This window comes from Streptococcus sp. NSJ-72, from assembly GCF_014334035.1.
GTDB classification, from domain to species: Bacteria; Bacillota; Bacilli; order Lactobacillales; family Streptococcaceae; genus Streptococcus; species Streptococcus constellatus.
Window position 1 is genome coordinate 996,925 of sequence record NZ_CP060489.1, and the last position, 19,390, is coordinate 1,016,314.

At 37.5% G+C, this 19,390-nt stretch carries 21 protein-coding genes and 1 pseudogene; 10 read left to right on the forward strand and 12 right to left on the reverse strand.

Translation table 11 applies throughout. The features are described from left to right. Window positions 1-73 precede the first annotated feature (73 nt). Both phoU and radC read left to right on the forward strand, forming a co-directional pair. Window positions 74-727 (forward strand): phosphate signaling complex protein PhoU, encoded by a 654-nt coding sequence (gene phoU / locus H8787_RS04890; RefSeq protein WP_003069505.1) that lies wholly within the window; start codon window positions 74-76, stop codon window positions 725-727. An 86-nt stretch (window positions 728-813) separates the two neighbouring features. Continuing rightward, entirely contained in the window at window positions 814-1,494 is a 681-nt protein-coding gene (radC, locus tag H8787_RS04895) for a RadC family protein (protein WP_006267165.1), read from the forward strand. Here radC and H8787_RS04900 read toward each other — a convergent pair. The 6 genes from H8787_RS04900 to H8787_RS04925 form a co-directional block, all read right to left on the reverse strand. After that, window positions 1,491-2,183: a gamma-glutamyl-gamma-aminobutyrate hydrolase family protein gene (locus tag H8787_RS04900; RefSeq protein ID WP_187328349.1), complete on the reverse strand. Its 693-nt coding sequence runs from the start codon at window positions 2,181-2,183 to the stop codon at window positions 1,491-1,493. The genes radC and H8787_RS04900 overlap by 4 nt on opposite strands. A 27-nt stretch (window positions 2,184-2,210) precedes the next feature. Beyond that, window positions 2,211-2,855 carry a redox-sensing transcriptional repressor Rex gene (locus tag H8787_RS04905; RefSeq protein ID WP_070668039.1) on the reverse strand — a complete coding sequence of 215 codons (645 nt, stop codon included), beginning with the start codon at window positions 2,853-2,855 and terminating at the stop codon, window positions 2,211-2,213. A gap of 171 nt (window positions 2,856-3,026) precedes the next feature. Continuing rightward, window positions 3,027-3,374, reverse strand: coding sequence for a DUF1831 domain-containing protein (locus H8787_RS04910; RefSeq protein WP_003069499.1), 348 nt, complete (start codon window positions 3,372-3,374; stop codon window positions 3,027-3,029). Between the two features lie 4 nt (window positions 3,375-3,378). Next, window positions 3,379-4,494 (reverse strand): cysteine desulfurase family protein, encoded by a 1,116-nt coding sequence (locus H8787_RS04915; protein ID WP_187328350.1) that lies wholly within the window; start codon window positions 4,492-4,494, stop codon window positions 3,379-3,381. Window positions 4,495-4,503: 9 nt separating this feature from the next. Continuing rightward, on the reverse strand, window positions 4,504-5,463 hold the full coding sequence (locus H8787_RS04920; protein WP_100207696.1) for a ribose-phosphate diphosphokinase: 960 nt from the start codon (window positions 5,461-5,463) through the stop codon (window positions 4,504-4,506). Window positions 5,464-5,547: 84 nt separating this feature from the next. Beyond that, complete coding sequence (locus H8787_RS04925) at window positions 5,548-6,108, reverse strand: CYTH domain-containing protein (RefSeq protein ID WP_187328351.1); 561 nt, start codon at window positions 6,106-6,108, stop codon at window positions 5,548-5,550. A gap of 95 nt (window positions 6,109-6,203) precedes the next feature. Here H8787_RS04925 and H8787_RS04930 point away from each other — a divergent pair, with 95 nt between their 5' ends. The 5 genes from H8787_RS04930 (at window position 6,204) to mutY (ending at window position 10,775) form a co-directional block, all read left to right on the forward strand. Next, complete coding sequence (locus tag H8787_RS04930; protein ID WP_003069492.1) at window positions 6,204-6,875, forward strand: GTP pyrophosphokinase family protein; 672 nt, start codon at window positions 6,204-6,206, stop codon at window positions 6,873-6,875. Continuing rightward, entirely contained in the window at window positions 6,859-7,677 is an 819-nt protein-coding gene (locus tag H8787_RS04935) for an NAD kinase (protein ID WP_003069490.1), read from the forward strand. Before H8787_RS04930 ends, H8787_RS04935 begins: the two co-directional genes overlap by 17 nt. Beyond that, window positions 7,674-8,570, forward strand: coding sequence for an RluA family pseudouridine synthase (locus tag H8787_RS04940; protein WP_003069487.1), 897 nt, complete (start codon window positions 7,674-7,676; stop codon window positions 8,568-8,570). The genes H8787_RS04935 and H8787_RS04940 overlap by 4 nt, the downstream gene beginning before the upstream one ends. Before the next feature lie 3 nt (window positions 8,571-8,573). Further along, on the forward strand, window positions 8,574-9,551 hold the full coding sequence (gene pta / locus H8787_RS04945; protein WP_003069485.1) for a phosphate acetyltransferase: 978 nt from the start codon (window positions 8,574-8,576) through the stop codon (window positions 9,549-9,551). Window positions 9,552-9,617: 66 nt separating this feature from the next. Beyond that, complete coding sequence (gene mutY / locus H8787_RS04950) at window positions 9,618-10,775, forward strand: A/G-specific adenine glycosylase (RefSeq protein WP_187328352.1); 1,158 nt, start codon at window positions 9,618-9,620, stop codon at window positions 10,773-10,775. A 115-nt stretch (window positions 10,776-10,890) separates the two neighbouring features. Here mutY and H8787_RS04955 read toward each other — a convergent pair whose 3' ends face one another. The 5 genes from H8787_RS04955 to H8787_RS04975 all read right to left on the reverse strand — a co-directional run bounded on the left by H8787_RS04955 (window position 10,891) and on the right by H8787_RS04975 (window position 15,371). After that, window positions 10,891-11,238 carry a thiol reductase thioredoxin gene (locus H8787_RS04955; RefSeq protein WP_006270586.1) on the reverse strand — a complete coding sequence of 116 codons (348 nt, stop codon included), beginning with the start codon at window positions 11,236-11,238 and terminating at the stop codon, window positions 10,891-10,893. Between the two features lie 449 nt (window positions 11,239-11,687). Beyond that, complete coding sequence (locus H8787_RS04960; RefSeq protein WP_187327581.1) at window positions 11,688-13,406, reverse strand: phospho-sugar mutase; 1,719 nt, start codon at window positions 13,404-13,406, stop codon at window positions 11,688-11,690. Window positions 13,407-13,583: 177 nt separating this feature from the next. Further along, the gene (locus H8787_RS04965; RefSeq protein WP_006270556.1) at window positions 13,584-14,147 is read right to left on the reverse strand and encodes an ECF transporter S component; all 564 of its coding nucleotides are present in this window, start codon (window positions 14,145-14,147) and stop codon (window positions 13,584-13,586) included. Continuing rightward, on the reverse strand, window positions 14,131-14,682 hold the full coding sequence (coaC, locus tag H8787_RS04970; protein ID WP_003069474.1) for a phosphopantothenoylcysteine decarboxylase: 552 nt from the start codon (window positions 14,680-14,682) through the stop codon (window positions 14,131-14,133). The genes H8787_RS04965 and coaC overlap by 17 nt, the downstream gene beginning before the upstream one ends. Continuing rightward, window positions 14,679-15,371, reverse strand: coding sequence for a phosphopantothenate--cysteine ligase (locus tag H8787_RS04975; protein ID WP_187327582.1), 693 nt, complete (start codon window positions 15,369-15,371; stop codon window positions 14,679-14,681). The genes coaC and H8787_RS04975 overlap by 4 nt, the downstream gene beginning before the upstream one ends. Before the next feature lie 137 nt (window positions 15,372-15,508). On the opposite strand from H8787_RS04975, the gene H8787_RS04980 reads away from it, so the two are divergent. The 3 genes and pseudogenes from H8787_RS04980 (at window position 15,509) to H8787_RS04990 (ending at window position 18,475) form a co-directional block, all read left to right on the forward strand. Beyond that, a complete protein-coding gene (locus H8787_RS04980) occupies window positions 15,509-17,179 on the forward strand; it encodes a formate--tetrahydrofolate ligase (protein ID WP_048800462.1) in 1,671 nt (556 codons plus the stop codon). A 98-nt stretch (window positions 17,180-17,277) separates the two neighbouring features. Beyond that, window positions 17,278-17,820: pseudogene (locus H8787_RS04985) on the forward strand (N-acetyltransferase family protein). Between the two features lies 1 nt (window position 17,821). Next, the gene (locus H8787_RS04990) at window positions 17,822-18,475 is read left to right on the forward strand and encodes a DNA alkylation repair protein (RefSeq protein ID WP_187328368.1); all 654 of its coding nucleotides are present in this window, start codon (window positions 17,822-17,824) and stop codon (window positions 18,473-18,475) included. Window positions 18,476-18,558: 83 nt separating this feature from the next. Here H8787_RS04990 and H8787_RS04995 read toward each other — a convergent pair whose 3' ends face one another. Continuing rightward, the gene (locus H8787_RS04995; RefSeq protein WP_187327583.1) at window positions 18,559-19,251 is read right to left on the reverse strand and encodes a YoaK family protein; all 693 of its coding nucleotides are present in this window, start codon (window positions 19,249-19,251) and stop codon (window positions 18,559-18,561) included. Window positions 19,252-19,390: the final 139 nt, after the last annotated feature.

Genomic DNA, 19,390 nt, shown 5'->3' on the forward strand with positions numbered 1-19,390 from the left:
GATGCTACTTTTTGTTAGTTCAGCCAATCACGAGGATTATTGATCCTCTTTATATCTGACGAAAGGAAATTTTATGCTTAGAGTACAATTTGAAGAAGATTTAGCAAAACTTCATAACCAATTTTACGCGATGGGAAATGAAGTGTTATCACAGATTAACCGCACAGTTCGTGCATTTGTGACCCACGATCGTGAATTGGCAAAAGAGGTTATTGAAGAAGACGCAGAGGTCAATGAATATGAAGTAAAGTTGGAGAAAAAGTCTTTAGAAATCATTGCTTTGCAGCAGCCTGTTTCACAAGATTTACGAACCGTTATTACAGTTTTGAAGGCAAGTAGTGATGTGGAAAGAATGGGGGATCATGCCGTTTCCATTGCACAAGCGACGATCCGTATGAAAGGAGAAGTTCGCATCCAATCTGTTGAAGAAGAAATCAGCAAGATGGGGCGTGATGTTAAGAACTTTGTGGAAGCAGCACTTGAACTTTATCTTAATGGTGATGTGGATAAGGCTTATGAAGTTGCAGCTATGGATGAGAAAATTAATCAGTATTTTGATGATATTCGAGATTTGGCAACGCAAGAAATTAAGGCAAATCCAGATTTGATTGTTACAGGTCGTGATTATTTCCAAGTTATTTCATATCTGGAACGTATTGGTGATTATGCTAAAAATATCTGCGAATGGGTTGTTTACTTTGAAACAGGTAAAATCGTTGAAATGTAAATACTAACTTAAAAAATTTGAGAATAATTTCTCAGATTTTTTATTTTCTTCTTCCTTTTCCGAATAAGGATATGAGGAGGTTTTTTATGTATAGTATTTCATTTCAGGAAGATTCTTTATTGCCAAGAGAACGTTTGGTAGCAGAAGGTGCAGAACAATTGAGCAATCAAGAATTGTTATCCATTCTTATCCGCACTGGCAATAAAAAAGAAACTGTTTTTCAAGTTTCCCAACGAATTTTATCAACAATTTCTAGTTTAAATGATTTGCGTAATATGACACTACAAGAATTACAATCAATTTCTGGAATTGGACGTATCAAAGCTATTGAATTGCAAGCCATGATTGAGTTGGGACAGCGAATTAGTAAAGCAGAATTGATTATGCAAGAGCAAATTTTAAGTAGTCAAAAGTTAGCGAAAAAAATGCAACAGGAATTGGGGCATAAAAAACAGGAACATCTTGTTGCTTTATATCTAGACACTCAAAATAAAATCATTCATCAACAGACTATTTTTATCGGCAGTGTGTCACGTAGCATTGCAGAGCCGCGAGAAATTCTGCATTATGCCGTGAGGCATATGGCGACATCCGTTATTTTGGTGCACAATCATCCGTCAGGAGCTGTATTACCAAGCAGAAACGACGATGAAGTGACCAAACATGTAAAAGAAGCGTGTGAGCTAATGGGCTTCATCTTACTGGATCATCTCATCGTCGCTGAGAAAGATTATTATAGCTATCGAGAAGAAACGGAATTGATTTAAAGTTTATTGACAACATAGTCAAAGAGTAACCGATCTTTAGGACGTGTTTCAAATAAGAATTCTGGATGCCATTGAACTCCCAGATAAGCGATTTCATCAGTTGTAGTAATGGCTTCAATGGTATTATCTTTTGGATCATGGGCGATGACTTCGACATTTTCTGCTAAATCTTTAATACTTTGATGATGGAAAGAATTTATATGAGATACTTCACCATAAATCTTTTCCAAAACAGAACCAGGTTTGGTAACTAATTTTTGAGTAGTATACTCTGCAGAACTGTCTTGCCAATGATGTTCAATATCTTGATAAAGAGTTCCGCCCATTGCGACATTAAACAATTGTGTACCGCGGCAAACAGTAAAAATTGGTTTTTGCTGTTGGATCGCTTCATGGATTAAGGATAATTCAAACACATCACGCTCCAAATGATAATCATCACTATCAATCATTTTTTCTTCACCATAGAATTGTGGTGATACATTTTGTCCACCTGTTAGGATAAGTTTATCAATCATCTTGATGTAATGCTGAGCCATGTCTGCATCTCCAATTGGCAATATGACAGGAATTCCACCAACTTCTTTTACGCCTTCCACAAATCCTTTAGCAGCATAGCTCATGATGGCAAATTCGTCTTCAGGGTTGGGTCTTTCATTTCCAGTAATTCCGATAATGGGTTTCTTCATAAATAAATATCTGCTCTTTCTAATTATTTAATACCCTTTTTTCATAAAGTAGAGGAGTGTTTGCAGCTCACTTGTCAAGTCAACATATTGAACAACAACATCTTTTGGAACGGTTAAGTGAACGGGTGAGAAACTGAGAATACCTTTTACGCCAGCTTCTACAAGGATAGTTGCCACTTCTTGAGCTCTTGTACTTGGAACCGTCAAAATAGCGGTCTTTACATCTACATCTTTTAGTTTATCATTTACTTGTGAAATGCCATAAATAGGAATCCCGTCATTTGTAATCGTTCCAACTTCAGGATGATCATCGGTGTCAAATGCCATAACAATCTTCATTTTATTACGTTCATGGAAGCGGTAGTGGAGTAATGCGTGTCCCATATTACCGATACCGACTAACATCACATTGGTAATAGAATGATCATGAAGTAAATCAGCAAAAAAATTCATGAGTTTTTTTACATCATAACCATACCCACGACGACCTAATTCACCAAAGTAAGAAAAATCACGACGAACAGTTGCAGAATCAATCCCGATAGCATCTGCGATTTGTTTTGAATTGGCTTTTTCAATTTTTTCAGAATTAAATCGTTTAAAAATCCGATAATAAAGAGAGAGCCTTTTAGCAGTTGCGCGTGGAATGGTTGTATTTCTTTCAGATTTCACAAAATCACATCCTTTCAAAGACTATTTTATAGAAAGTTTGTGAAAAAATCAACTTATTTGATGGAAATAGAAAAGGAGTAGGAGAAAAACCAAAACTTTCGATTTGTCACCCTACTCTATTTTTTATCTTTTTACAGTTCTAAAATGAACTGTTGAGCTATAGCTATTTACTTAATGTTCTTGTTTGGTGAAAATACCACGTTCAACCAAACTATCCATTAGAAAATAAAATTTTTCTTGAATGATCTGATTGGTTTCTGATTTGAAAATGTTAACCAAGCGAAGACCAGATTTGTCTGTAATATTGATTTTCACACCTGAAAGCTCTTTGTTGATAATGATTTTTAACAAAAAACCATCACCACTATTTGGAACACTTTCTAATAAACGTGTTAATTCATAATTTCCAACTTTTGTTTCAGAAAAAGTGTTATCACGCAAAGTAAATTTTTTTACGTTTTCTCCAAGAGAGTAGCTGTATGGGCAATCTTTTAAGTGAATAGTGGTCTGAAAAGCCATCTATTTATCCTCCTAAAATTTCTTTTAATATTGTGGTAAATTGGTGAACTTCTTCTGAAGTATTTTGTTCTGAAAAGCTAATGCGGATAGATTCCTTTAATCGCTCTGAATCACTACCATAAAAAGCTTCAAGAACGTGACTTGGTTCAACTGTACCTGCTGTACAAGCAGATCCGGTTGAAATAGAAATTCCTGCCAAGTCTAAACGCATTAGTAATAAGTCATTAGCCTGTTTAGGAAAGCCAAGATTTATTACATAGGGAAGTGTATGAGAATCATTATTGACATAGTAGTCTATTCCGTCCAGTTCAGCGAGAAGCTGTTTTTTTAAGCTTTCCACATGACTTATATTTTCTGGATAGCCCTTAAGATTTTCTTTTAAAGCTGCAATCATTCCAGCGATAGCTGCTAAATTTTCAGTACCTGCACGTCTTTTATCTTCTTGATCTCCGCCATGTAAAAATTTATCAAATTTCATCTGATTGGCGTACAAGAAACCAATGCCTTTAGGACCATGAAATTTATGAGCTGATGCACTCATAAAATCAATTCCTAGTTCTTCGGGATACACAGGTAATTTGCCCATAATTTGTACTGCATCCACATGATAAGCAGCGGGATGATGTTTCAAAACTTCAGCAATTGCTTTGATTGGAAGCAGGTAGCCAGTTTCATTGTTGGCATACATAGTGGAGACAAGTATAGTATCCTCTCTAAGAGCTTCTTTTATCTGCTGAGCTGTGATTTCTCCATTTTGGGGTTGGATATAAGTCGCTTCAAAGCCAAACTTATCTACCAGATATTCAATAGTTGCAAGCACAGAATGATGTTCGATAGCAGTGGTGATAATGTGCTTTCCCTGGTCTTGATGGGCTAAGGCATACCCTTTTATGGCTGTATTGTTACTTTCTGTCCCACCTGATGTAAAGATGATATGTTGACTTTTAGTATGAAGTAGGTCAGCAAGTTCTTGTCGGGCTTTGCGAAGAATTTTACTAGCAGCTCTGCCGTGGCTATGAATGCTAGATGGATTGCCAAAGGTATTTTCCATAACCTGTGTCATAGCAGTCATAGCAGTCTTTGACATAGGAGTTGTTGCTGCATTATCGAAATAAATCAAGATTTCTCCTTATTTCTTTTTATTGTAAGCAAACAGTGGACTGACTGGTTTTCTTTTATGGATACGAACGATTGCATCTCCGATTAGCCCACTTGCAGTGATGTATTGAACATTTTTCGGAGTTTTTTCTTTCGTTGCAACTGAGTCAGTAACCAGGATTTCTTTGATAGGAGAGTTATCTAACTTTTCAGCGGCTCCCTCAACAAATAAACCATGACTAGAAACTGCATAAATTTCTGTTGCACCTTCGCGTTCAACAATTTTTGAGGCTTCAGCAAATGTACGACCAGTATTTAAAATATCATCAATAAGGATAGCTTTTTTCCCAGCTACATCTCCGATAATATAGCCTTCGTTACGGTGGGTATCGTCTTGAGCGTAGTCGATAATTGCAATCGGAGCATCTAAATGCTCTGCTAAGCTTCTAGCACGTTTAACACCAGAATTTTTTGGACTAACCACAACAACATCTTCACCAGACAAGCCTTTTTCACAGTAATGTTTGGCAAAGAGAGGGACAGTGTAAAGGTTATCAACAGGGATATCAAAGAAACCTTGAACTTGAACGGCATGCAAATCAAGGGTTAGAACACGATCAACTCCTGCTTTTACCAACATATTTGCTACCAGTTTTGCCGTAATTGGTTCACGAGGAGCAGCAGTGCGATCCTGGCGCGCATAGCCAAAATATGGCATCACGACATTGACAGAGTTAGCGCTAGCGCGATTGCAGGCATCCACCATGATGAGAAGTTCCATCAAATGATTATTGACAGGGAAACTCGTTGACTGAATGATAAATACATCAAAACCACGTACACTTTCTTCGATGTTAACTTGAATTTCACCATCTGAAAATTGACGTGAGGATAGTTTTCCAAGAGATACGCCAGCAGCTTGAGCAATTTTTTCGGCGATATCGTGATTGGAATTTAGTGCAAACAACTTCATCTGTGCTTTATCCGTCAGTATATCCATCATAACTTATATAAGACTCCTTTTGATTTCTACACTCCATTTTATCAAAAAATAAGCAAAATTTCAGCTTTTTATTCATAAGTTTTGAGCAAATCTTGCAACTTTAGGTTTTGCATATTTATAATGGATATGATGAGCTTGTAAAAAGTAATTGAATTGTTCTTTTCCAATTTCAGCATCTGTCACTTCCAGCTCTAATTCATAGTCTGTTTTGTCAAAATAATGATTTTCATCAAGTGCCATCAAGCCAATAGTAGTTTCTTTTTCATAGCGAATAGTTGTCAAGCTCCCTAGAACCTTTAATTTCTCGAGGTTGATAGCAGCTTGAGTCAGCAGGGTGCGTATTTTTCCTTCAGGTAGCACACATGTATTGATGAAAGTGTGAGACTCTTCTAAAGTGAGAAATTGATTGTATTCCATATTACCGACCTGCTGCGGAATTTTCAAAGTTAATTCGGCACGAGTTTCAAAAGTACGAATCCGAAGTGCCATTTTTGCATCTCGAATTGAAAAGTCGGCTGTGTCAATATAGTAGTTTATCTGCTTGGTAGCTTTTATCTTTGAAAACAGTGGTAACAGCTGTTGGTACTCATTTTTTGTCAGAAGCGTTTTGTATTCAATTTCCAAATGATTCATTTTCCAATCCTTTTCTTTTGTTTGAAAGCGATTTATGTTATAATAAGTATTGTGTTTATTTTATAAAAAATTAAGTAAAATGACAAGGTGAGTGTATGCAATTAGAGTGGGAAGAGTTTCTGGATCCTTATATTCAAGCGGTTGGTGAATTAAAGATCAAACTGCGTGGGATTCGTAAACAGTATCGAAAACAAAAAAAGCATTCTCCGATTGAGTTTGTGACAGGTCGTGTAAAACCGATAGAAAGTATCAAAGAAAAAATGGCTTTGCGCGGGATTAAAGAGGAAAATCTAGCGCAAGATATGCAAGATATAGCAGGTTTGCGGGTCATGGTTCAATTTGTGGATGATGTGGAAGAAGTTTTGGATGTTTTGCGAAAGCGGCATGATATGCGGATTGTTCAAGAGCGAGACTATATTAAAAACCGTAAGGCTAGTGGATATCGAAGTTATCATGTCATTATTGAATACCCGGTTGATACCATTGATGGCAACAAAACAGTTTTGGCAGAGATTCAAATCCGCACTTTGTCCATGAACTTTTGGGCAACAATTGAACATTCGCTGAATTATAAATATAAGGGTGAATTTCCAGATGAAATTAAGAAACGTCTGGAGATTACCGCAAAAATCGCCTATCAATTGGACGAAGAAATGGGGAAAATTCGTGATGATATTCAAGAAGCGCAAGCTTTATTTGACCCAATCAGTCGCAAATTGAATGACGGCGTAGGAAATAGTGACGATACAGATGAAGAATACAGATAAAAGAATAGGAATTATCAGTAATCGCAGACGGCAAAGCCAAGAAATTTGTCGCCAATTAAAACAAAAATTAAAGCAAAATCATTTTATTTTGAATGATAATAATCCTGACATTGTCATTTCAATCGGTGGCGACGGGATGCTTTTATCAGCTTTTCATAAGTATGAAGAGCAGTTGGATAAAGTTCGTTTTGTCGGTGTCCATACGGGACATTTGGGCTTTTATACGGATTATCGAGATTTTGAATTGGACAAATTAATTAATAACTTAAAATTAGATACTGGTGCGAAAGTGTCCTATCCGATTTTAAATGTTAAAATTTTCCATGGAAATAATGAAATTTGTATAAAGCGTGCATTAAACGAAGCGACAATCAAGCGTTCTGGACGAACAATGGTCGCCGATGTTATTATTAATCAAGTGCATTTTGAGCGCTTTCGTGGTGATGGTATTTCCGTATCAACTCCGACAGGAAGTACAGCTTACAATAAATCGTTAGGCGGAGCTGTTCTGCATCCAACGATTGAAGCTCTTCAGATTGCAGAAGTTGCAAGTTTAAACAATCGTGTATTTCGAACCTTAGGCTCCTCAATTATCGTTCCTAAGAAAGATAAAATTGAAATCGTGCCGACTTGGAATGACCGACATGCGATTTCGATTGACAATCAGAATTTTATGATAAACAATATTTCTAAAATTGAATTTCAAATTGATCAACATAAGATTAACTTTCTTGCTACACCGAGTCATACGAGTTTCTGGAATCGTGTAAAAGATGCTTTTATTGGCGAGGTGGAGGAATGAGGTTTGAATTTACTGCAGATGAACATGTTAAAGTTAAGACCTTTTTAAAAAAGCACGAAATTTCCAAAAGTTTGCTCGCAAAAATTAAGTTTTCTGGTGGAGATATTCACGTAAATGGTAAGAAGCAAAATGCCATTTATTTGTTAGATATTGGCGATAAAGTTGCCATCGATATTCCAGCTGAAGAAAGTTTTAGCAGTCTACGAGCAGTAGAAAGAGAATTAGAAATTGTCTATGAAGATGAACATTTTCTAATTTTGAATAAGCCATCTGGTATAGCAAGCATTCCTAGTGTGAATCATTCTAATACAATGGCAAATTTTGTAAAAGCTTATTACATTTCTAATCATTATGAAAATCAACAGATTCATATTGTGACACGTTTGGATAAAGATACAAGTGGTCTGATGCTGTTTGCAAAACATGGTTATGCTCATGCAAGACTGGACAAGCAGTTGCAAAAGAAAATCATTGAGAAACATTATTATGCTTTGGTCAAGGGTTCTGAACCGTTAAAGCCAGAAGGAGACATTGTTGCTCCCATCGCGCGAGAAGATAGCAGTATTATTACACGCTGTGTAGCGAAAAATGGGAAATATGCTCATACGAGCTATAAGGTTCTAGCGCAATATGGTGATGTTTATCTTGTCGATATTCATCTTCACACAGGACGGACACACCAGATTAGGGTACATTTTTCTTATATTGGCTTTCCGTTATTAGGAGATGATTTGTATGGTGGCAGCTTGACAGATGGCATGACACGACAAGCTCTTCATTGCCATTCATTGCGTTTTTACAATCCATTTCATGAGGAAGTTGTGAATAAATCGAGTCCTCTTCCGGAAGATTTCCAAGCAGTGATTCAAAAATTAAGCAATAAAAAGGAGTAAAACATGAAAATTTTTGAAACGATTCGTGAAGCACTTCAAGACAAAGAAGTAAAAATTGTTCTACCAGAAGGTGAAGAACCACGTATTCTTCAAGCGACAAAACGTTTGGTAAATGAAACAAGTATTACACCTGTTTTGTTAGGAAATCCTGAAAAAATTCGGATTTATCTTGAGATTGAAAGTGTGACAGATGGTTATGAGGTTATTGATCCTCAAAATTGTTCTTGCTTTGAAGAAATGGTGGCAGCTTTCGTTGAACGCCGTAAAGGAAAAATCACAGAAGACGAAGCTCGGAAACTCTTGAAAGAGGATGTCAATTATTTTGGTGTCATGCTCGTTTATCTTGGAAAAGTACAAGGGATGGTTTCTGGTGCAGTTCATTCTACTGCAAGCACAGTTCGCCCAGCCCTTCAAATTATTAAAACCCTTCCTTGGGTTTCTCGTACATCTGGTGCTTTTCTCATGGTTCGTGACGATGAACGTTATGTTTTCAGTGATTGTGCCATCAATATTGATCCAGACGCTAAAACATTAGCAGAAATTGCCATTAACTCAGCATTAACTGCACAAATCTTTGGTATTGATCCGAAAGTAGCGATGCTTAGTTATTCAACTAAAGGATCTGGATTTGGTGAAAAGGTTGATAAAGTCGTTGAAGCCACAAAACTAGCGCAGGAAATGCGACCTGACCTTGCCATTGATGGAGAATTACAATTTGACGCAGCTTTTGTACCTAAAACAGCAGAATTAAAGGCTCCTGGCAGCAATGTAGCTGGACAAGCGACTGTTTTCGTCTTTCCTAGTATCGAAGCTGGAAATATCAGCTATAAAATGGCAGAGCGTCTCGGCGGTTTTTCAGCAGTTGGTCCTATTTTGCAAGGGTTGAATCATCCAGTAAATGATCTTTCACGAGGATGTAATGCTGACGATGTTTATAAATTGACGTTAATTACTGCCAGCCAAGTAGTCGGTCATTATTAGAAGAATGACAAAGAATCCAGAGTTCACTTTCTGGGTTCTTGTTTTATTTTATGATATACTAAATTCATGTTAGATTTGAAGAAATACGGAATTGAAATGTGGGAGGATGAAAAAATTACATCCTTTCGCCAAAAGTTACTAATGTGGTATGATGAAAATAAACGTGATTTGCCTTGGCGGAGAAGTAATAATCCTTATCATATCTGGATTTCAGAAATTATGCTTCAGCAAACACGGGTAGACACGGTCATTCCTTACTATGAGCGCTTTTTGGATTGGTTTCCGACAGTCCAAGATTTGGCAATCGCACCAGAAGAACGCTTACTAAAAGCATGGGAGGGACTAGGATATTATTCGCGAGTGCGCAATATGCAAGAGGCGGCTCAGCAGATTGTGGCAGAGTTTGAGGGTGAGTTTCCTCACACTTACGAAGGAATTTTCAGTCTTAAAGGGATTGGTCCTTATACAGCAGGCGCTATCGCTAGTATTGCTTTTGGATTGCCAGAGCCAGCTGTTGATGGGAATGTGATGCGAGTTTTGAGTCGTTTGTTTGAGGTGAATTTAGACATCGGTATTCCAGCCAATCGGAAAGTTTTTCAAACTATGATGGAAATGTTGATTGATCCCGAAAGGCCAGGAGATTTTAACCAAGCTCTGATGGATTTGGGTTCAGATATTGAAGCGCCGGTGAATCCCCGACCAGAAGATAGCCCTGTAAAGGAATTTAGTGCTGCTTACTTACATGGAACCATGGAGAAGTACCCTATCAAAGCTCCTAAGAAAAAACCAGTTCCAGTTTATTTATATGGTTTGATTATCCAAGATGCTCAAGGACAGTTTCTCTTGGAAAAAAATGAGACTAGCGGCCTTTTGGCCGGATTTTGGCATTTTCCTTTAATTGAAGTAGGTGAATTTCCTGATGATGAACAGTTATCGCTTTTTGAAATAGCTGAAAATCAAGTTTCATTTGACTTATCTCCCAAAGAAAGCTTTGAACAGGATTATGATGTAGTAGTGGATTGGCAGTCAGTACACTTCCCACAGATTCAGCATGTATTTAGTCATCGCAAGTGGCAGATCCGTTTACTTTATGGTCAGGTAGTAAATGCTACGGAAATGCCTAAACAGGAACAAGTTTTATGGTTGCATCCTGATGAATTTGACAACTATCCATTTGCTAAACCTCAGCAAAAGATGTGGCAAACTTTTCAAAAAGGAAATTAAATATTAAAAGACAGGGACGATATGATCCCTGACTCGTTTGGTGATAGTAAAAAGTTACTGCTTAGTTAGTTTATAATATACTTTGAAGTTGGAAATTTTAATTCCAGCTTCATTTTTATAAGTTAGCGAATGTCTTGATTTCGTCAGCTGTCATAGAAGAGTCACAACGGACAGTCACCTGACCATTCTCTGTGTGTAAAAATCCTGGCACAGTTGGGATTCCATATTCGGAACGGAAAGCTTGGAGTTCTTCCAGTTCACTAGGTTCCTCACTATTGATAAAGAAAATGTGTGCTTGGGTTTCAGCGACAACACTAGCTAGCGTAGTGGCAAATTTACGACAGTAAGGACATGTTTTTCGACCAATGAAAAATGTAGCTGTTTCCTTGTTTGCAATAGCTTTTCGAGCACGATTAACAGTAGTCATTTCTAAAACTTTGATATCTTGTGCAAATTTTTTCATAAAATAACCTCATTTCTTTTGCTCATTCCAGTATGCCATAAATATAAAAATAATGCAGAGATTTGAAATGAAAAGTAAAATATTGAAAGATGAATGAGACAAAGCAACAGCCTACTAGACTGTTGGAAGTTGTAAATAGAGAAAAGATTATTTTCTTTGGAATTATATACCTGTTTACACAATCACAAAGTTTAGTTGTAAAATTTACAAAAATCTTATTTTAAAATACTCCATATTGTGATTGGTGTAAATTACTATATAGTTCCCTTATTTTTTATTAGTCATTCTTTTAAGTTTGAAAAGCAAATAGCATTTGTGGCTTGCAAAGCAGATTCAAAGCACTGTTCTTTATTATAAAAGCAGTCGAGTCTGAGACATGATCGTCCCAGACTCGAAATTTGAAGATTATAGAAGTGAGATTCCGAAACCAAAGGCTTCAGTTTTTCTGCTTATTGTACAAAGTCGTTGATTTCTGCTTCAATTGTATCAATTTTTGCTTGAGCGTCTTGGCTGGAATTTCCAACAACGGCAATATAAAATTTGATTTTTGGTTCTGTTCCTGAAGGACGTACAGCAATCCATGAACCATCAGTAAGCGTATATTTTAATACATCACTAGGGGGTGTTGTAAGGGCAGTGACTGTTCCATCAGTAGTAGTGGCAGTCTGAGCTTTGAAATCTTCTGTGACTGCAATAGCAGTAGCATTGAATTCTTTTGGTGCATTATCACGAAACTTGCTCATTATTGCCTTGATTTGTTCAGCGCCATCAACGCCAGACAAGGTGACTGAAATTGTCTTTTCAGCATAATAACCATATTCTTTGTAGATTTCTTCGATTCCGTCTGCAAGAGTCAAGCCGCGAGAACGATAATAGGCAGCCAATTCTGCAACAACTAATACCGCTTGGATCGCATCTTTGTCACGTACAAATGGTTTAATCAAGTAGCCAAAACTTTCTTCAAAGCCCATCATGTAAGTGTGATTGTGCTTTTCTTCAAATTCTTGAATCTTTTCAGCGATAAATTTGAAACCAGTTAAGACGTTGAACATGGTTGCGCCGTAGCTTTCAGCAATCTTGGCTACAAGATCGGTAGATACAATAGATTTGCAAAGTGCTGCATTTGCAGGAAGTGTTCCAGCTATCTTGTGTGCTTCAAGGATATACTTGGCCATAATTGCACCAATTTGATTTCCTGAAAGATTGCGATAGCTACCATCTTTTTGGAGAACTTCAACACCTACACGGTCAGCATCTGGGTCTGTTGCGACAAGGACGTCCGCACCAACTTTGCGTCCCAATTCTTCAGCGAGAGAGAAAGCCGCCTGGTTTTCTGGGTTTGGTGATTTGACAGTAGAAAAGTCTGGATCTGGCACACATTGAGCTTCAACAACCTGAACAGAATCAAAACCAGCTTGGGCAAATGCTCGACGTGCTAACATTTCACCTGTACCATGAAGCGGAGTGTAGACGATTTTCATGTCTTTGCCGTATTCTTTAATCAATTGTTGGTTGATGTTGACGTCTTTAACTTCCTTGAGATATTCGGCATCAATAGTTTCACCAATAACTTCAATCAAACCAGAAGCTTTTTCGGCTTCAACATCAGCTACTTCAATAGTAAATGGATTTTCAATGGCACGAATATAAGCTGTTAGAGCATCAGCATCATGAGGCGGCATTTGACCACCATCTTCGCCATAAACTTTATAGCCATTAAATGGAGCAGGGTTGTGGCTGGCTGTAATCATAATCCCGGCAAAAGCTTTTAAGTGACGAACTGCAAATGATAATTCTGGTGTCGGACGGAGACTTTCAAATACGTAAGATTTAATGCCATGTTTTGCTAAAACCGCAGCAGATTCAAAGGCAAACTCTGGTGAGAAATGGCGAGAGTCATAAGCAATAGCGACACCGCGTTTTTTGAAATCCTCACCTTTTTCATCAATCAAACGTGCTAAACCTTCAGTTGCCTGACGAACGACATAAATATTGATACGATTTGTACCTGCACCAATCAAGCCACGCATACCAGCGGTACCAAATTCAAGATTTGTATAAAAAGCATCTTCTTTTGTCTTTTCGTCCATCGAATCCAATTCTTTACGAAGGTAGTCTGGAAGTTCTGTAAAATTAAACCATTTTTTGAAATTATCTTGATAAGTCATTGTGAAGTCTCCTTTTATCAATTTGGAAAGTTTATGAAAACATCTGAAAAATAGCAGCTAACTTTCTTTCCTTAGCGGAATGATGAACATTTTATTTTTCTTAGAATTCTAAACTTTTTATTATTTAACCGTTTTCATTATAGCATTTTTTCATAAAAAAATCACGTTTTCACGTGACTATTTTCTAACTTTTTCAAGTGCTGGGATAATGGTAACCGTCAAAACCGCAGAAATAATCATTTCAGCAATAGAATTGGTTGAAATGACAGAGGCAAGCAGCAACTGAATGTTTCCGTTATACACTTTGGAGAATAGTAGAAAAATCCCTCCTAAAACAAATATCGTATTTGTCAATGAACCAACTGTTCCTGCTAATATAAGTCCAGTTTTATTTTTAAGATATTTATAAACAAAATAAGGTGTGACTCCGATTAAAATTCGCGGAACGAGAGCAATGATAAGCGAATAAATATTCCCATTAGGAACAAATGGACTAAATAGATGACTTGTTGGCAAGAGGACAATTGTATTTGTAACTAGACTAATAATTCCCATTAAAGCACCTAAAAGTGCACCAACTTTTGGTCCATAAAGGATACTAGCAATAATAACAGGAATATGAACAATCGTTGGTTTAATCGGGACGGGAAATAGGTTGAATATCACCGAACTCAATAGATGAATGACGAGCATAATAGCAAAAAAGATAGCAATTTGAGCAATATTAGATTGTTTTTTCATAAATCATTTCCTTTACTTTTTTTATAATCGTTTCTACAGAAGCAAGGGCGCCGATTCCGTGGTCACCACAAGCTAGGACAGTTTCTTTAGGCTGAATAATTTGCCAGCCGTATTTTTCTAGTTTAGATAGATTTTCTTGTGTGATTGGATTTTCATACATTTTTGTATTCATAGCAGGAGATAGCACTTTTTTGACTGTTATAGGCAAAGCGAGAGCAGTGCTTGTTATCATATTGTCTGCAAAGCCACTGGCTAATTTAGCGATGGTATTAGCAGAAGCGGGTGCCACTAAGAAGAGATCTGTTTGCTTAGCGATTTCAATGTGATTGACCTTGTTTGGCGCAGGCTCTTTCATGACATCTGAGTGAACTAGATTTTTTGACAAAACTTGCAAAGTCAAAGGTGTAATAAATTCAGTTGCAGCTTGTGTCATCAGTACCGTAACTGCAAAGTCTTCTTTAGTCAATTGACTAGTCAAGTCAGCAGCTTTATAGGCGGCAATACTTCCCGTGACAGCTAATGTGATATGTTTCATAGATTGTCCTTTGCATGAATATGTGTAAGCAATAGTTGAGCAATTTCTTCTTTAGTGGTTGCTTCTATTACAGAATCTTGTTTAACTAAGTAAGCATGATGTTGATGATTGGAAATATGATCCAAGTCATTTGCCACAATTATTTCAGCTTGATTTTTTACAAGGCTGGCACGAGCAACTGCCAATAATTTTTCCTTAGAAACTTCAACTAAGAGTTTAAAACCGATTAGACGGATATTGGGATTCCATTTTTTTACTTGGCTGATAATTTTCGGCGTTTGTTTGAGGAAGAGAACTTGATAATCATCTTGTGATGAAATCTTCCCTTGGACGTTTGTTTTGTTCAAAAACTCTGTTAAATCCTGCGAAGCAGTGATTTGGTCAAATCCTGCCATATAAATAGGAGTATAGTCAGAAACGGCCATTGAATGAATTAAAACATCATGAGTTTTGACCAAAGGCTGCATTGTTTCCAGCAAATCTTGTACATTTTTAATAATTTGAATGGTTAAGTTCGGATGAGAAGCGGGTTTGACAGCACTCTGTGTAGTGACTAAGGTGACCTGATCGCCTCGTGCCAAAAAACTTTCCGCAATAAGTGCACCGAGTTTTCCTGTCGAGTGATTTGTAATAGAACGAACTTGATCAATTTTCTCGCTCGTTCCGCCAGAAGTAATCAATAGTTTCATAATTAAATTTTACACAAAAAAAGTTAATTCGTAAATAAAAAAGACTTTTCCGAACGTTTTTGAGAAGTTTAGCTTTAAAAGAATTTGTTTTCTTTATTTTTTGGTATAATAATCTTATCAAAACTGGAGGATTCCCAATGAAAACGGATATAGAAATTGCTCAGAGTGTTGACTTGCAGCCCATTGCTGATGTGGTGGAAAAAGTTGGAATTGATTATGATGATTTAGAACTTTATGGCAAATACAAAGCTAAATTGTCTTTTGATAAGATTCAGAAATTGCAAAAGAGTCCAGTTGGTAAGTTGATTTTGGTAACAGCGATTAATCCGACATCTGCCGGAGAAGGGAAATCGACAATTACCATTGGTTTAGCAGATGCTCTTAACAAAATCGGAAAGAAAACCATGATTGCGATTCGAGAACCGTCTCTTGGGCCAGTTATGGGAATTAAAGGCGGAGCTGCTGGAGGGGGTTATGCACAGGTTCTACCAATGGAGGACATCAACCTGCATTTTACAGGAGATATGCATGCGATTACTACCGCTAACAATGCTCTTTCTGCTCTGATTGACAATCATCTTCATCAAGGAAATGATTTAGGAATTGACCAACGGCGTATCATTTGGAAGCGCGTGGTAGATTTGAACGACCGTGCTTTGCGGCACGTTACTGTCGGTCTGGGGAGCCCAGTTAATGGAATTCCACGGGAAGATGGTTTTGATATTACGGTTGCATCTGAAATAATGGCTATTCTCTGCTTATCGACAAGTATTGAAGACTTGAAAGAACGTTTAGCTAGTATCGTTATTGGTTATCGTCATGATCGGACGCCTGTTTATGTTCGAGATTTGGAAGTAGAGGGAGCTCTTGCTCTTATTTTGAAAGATGCTATAAAGCCGAATCTAGTACAGACTATTTATGGAACTCCTGCATTTGTTCACGGCGGACCGTTTGCCAATATCGCCCATGGCTGTAATTCTGTTCTGGCGACAACAACAGCTCTGCATTTGGCGGACTACACAGTGACTGAAGCTGGTTTTGGCGCGGATCTAGGGGCTGAGAAATTCCTAGATATCAAGACACCAAACTTACCAACTTCACCGGATGCTGTCGTTATCGTAGCAACACTCCGTGCCCTTAAGATGAACGGAGGTGTAGCCAAGGATGCCTTGACCGAAGAAAATGTAGAAGCAGTGCGGGCTGGATTTGCCAACCTCAAACGTCATGTGGAAAATATCCGTAAATTTGGCATTCCAGCTGTTGTAGCAATCAATGAGTTTGTTTCTGATACAGAAGCTGAAATTGCTGAGCTGAAAGTACTTTGTGCTCAAATTGATGTACCTGTGGAATTAGCTAGTGTCTGGGCAGATGGTGCTGACGGTGGATTGGCTCTTGCGGAAGTTGTGGTCAAAACGATTGAAACGAGACCCGCCAAATACACTCGACTCTATGATAATAATCTGACAGTTGAAGAAAAAATCGAGAAAATTGTCAAGGAAATCTATCGTGGAACAAAAATTAATTTTGAAAAGAAAGCAAAAACTCAAATTTCTCAAATTGTCAAGAACGGCTGGGATAAGCTGCCAATTTGTATGGCCAAGACCCAGTACAGTTTTTCAGATAATCCAAATCTTCTGGGAGCGCCAGAAAACTTTGAAATCACTATCCGCGAAGTAGTTCCAAAATTGGGTGCAGGTTTTATTGTCGCCCTAACTGGTGATGTTATGACGATGCCCGGCTTGCCAAAACGACCTGCAGCACTCAACATGGACGTAGCAGCAGATGGTACAGCGATTGGACTGTTTTAAATAACAAGGTTCGCAAGAGCCTTTTATTTTTGAATTTGGTAAACTATGTATAGTTGTATAGGCTTAAATAAAAAGGTTGGAAAGAAAGAGTCGTTAGGCTGAACATTAGATTAGCTCATAAATCTGATGTTGCATCCCTTGTAGCGCTCTACGCTCCTTATGTAGAAAATACTGCTATTACATTTGAATGCCAGATTCCCAGCGCCGAAGAATTTACCGATCGTATTGAAAAGACTTTGAAAAAATATCCTTATCTAGTGGCAGAGGAAAATGGGGAAATTTTCGGTTATGCATATGTTTCGACTTATGATGATCGAGAGGCCTACAATTGGACGGCTGAATTGTCAGTTTATGTAGCTAGTGAGAGTCGTGGTCGTGGGGAGGTAGCTCCCTCTATGATGAATTGGAACTGCTTATTGAATAGCAAAGCATTGTCCATTTTCTAGCTTGTATTGCCCTGCTGAATGATGCCAGTATTTCTTTCCATAAAAAACGTGGTTACCAGCAAGTGGATCATTTTCCTAAAATTGGTTACAAATTTGGTCAATGGCACGATAACAACGTGGTTGCAGAAGAGTTTGGGTAAACCAGAAAAATCAATTAAATTAGTCAAAGATGTGGGTGTTGAAAATGAACGGTAGTTTGAATGTAGAAGATATTTTTCAAGATTTAAAAGAAGTAGCTAACAGTGATGATGCGGTTCACATGAAGGCGTATATGAGAAATCAGTTTGAATTTTTAGGAGTTAAAACACCTATTAGGCGGCAAATTTCTAAAATATTTTTTAAGAAAAGTCACAAGTCTACGATAGATTGGAAATTTATCAATCAGGCTTGGGAAAATCCCTATCGTGAAATGCAATATGTGGTGCTGGATTATTTACAACTAAAACAAAAATCTTTGACCTCAAATGATTTGCCAAAGATAAAGCAATTGGCACAAATAAAGCCTTGGTGGGACACGATTGACTTTTTGTGTCGCTCGGTAGGTTATATTTGTTTACACTATCCTGAGACAAAGAAAATAGTATTGGATTGGAGTACGGATGAGGACATTTGGTTGCGCCGATTGGCTATCGAACACCAATTACTTCAAAAAAAGCAAACGGATGTTCTGCTGCTGGAGCAAATCCTTCTCAATAATCTGGAGCAGACAGAGTTTTTTATCAATAAAGCCATTGGCTGGGCGCTACGTGATTATTCAAAGACTAACCCTGATTGGGTGCGGGATTTTATCCAAACGCATAAAGAAGGTCTGACATCTCTCAGTATCAGGGAAGGAAGTAAGTACTTGTAAAGGTATATAAAGTTTCGATTTATTGATGAATGCTTTTGATAATAGTAAAACGCCCTAAATTATGTTTAGAGCGTTGCGTAATGTTAAATATTCTTTTGTTCTAAATGATGGATACGATTATATCTAGTATAATGGACGATAATAATGGTTAAAATAGCAGTGACTGTCCAGATAGCATATTGATGAATGAAGCGTGTGAGAACTTCAGTGAAAATAGCTCCTCCGATGAAACTGGCAACAATCATAGAGTAATTAACAGCCTGTCTTTGAATAATATGTCTACGCTCTTTAAAACGAATATACTCGTACCAAGCAGTGACCATTTTCCGATAATTTCCTGAGGTCATCATAATCATGTAGGGGTGAGACTCGACTTTTGAGCCTGTATAAGTTAACATGACCATTCCTGTAGAGGTTGCAAATAATATCACCCAGATAAAATAATGAGAGTGAAAGAAAGGAAAGAGGAAAGTCGTGAGAGTCAACGGTAAGATTCCCCAAGTACGCCAATGTGAACTTTGAGCCTGTTCTTTAAGTAGAATACCAAGGATAAAACCAAAAGTAAAGAAGACAAGTGAAAGAATGCGATAAGCCGTCTTTACGGTTGGATCATCCCAGTCGGCTACAATTAAAAGAATATTCCCTGTTTGGGTTGCGATTAGCGTACTAAATTGCATATGCGAGAAAACATCAAGGCAGCCACCTACAGCACCAAGTAAGAGAGCCATTATTCTCGTGTCCTGAGGCATAAGGACAGGCTGTTTTGTTGTATCCATAACTTTTTATCCTCCTAAAATTATTTTACTCTTTTAAAATGTTAATTTCAAACGTGGAAGGAGTTGAGAATGTAATAGTTTTTCTTGACATAATTTGATAAGTATAGTAAGATTGGTTCATGCGATGAGTCGATAGGTG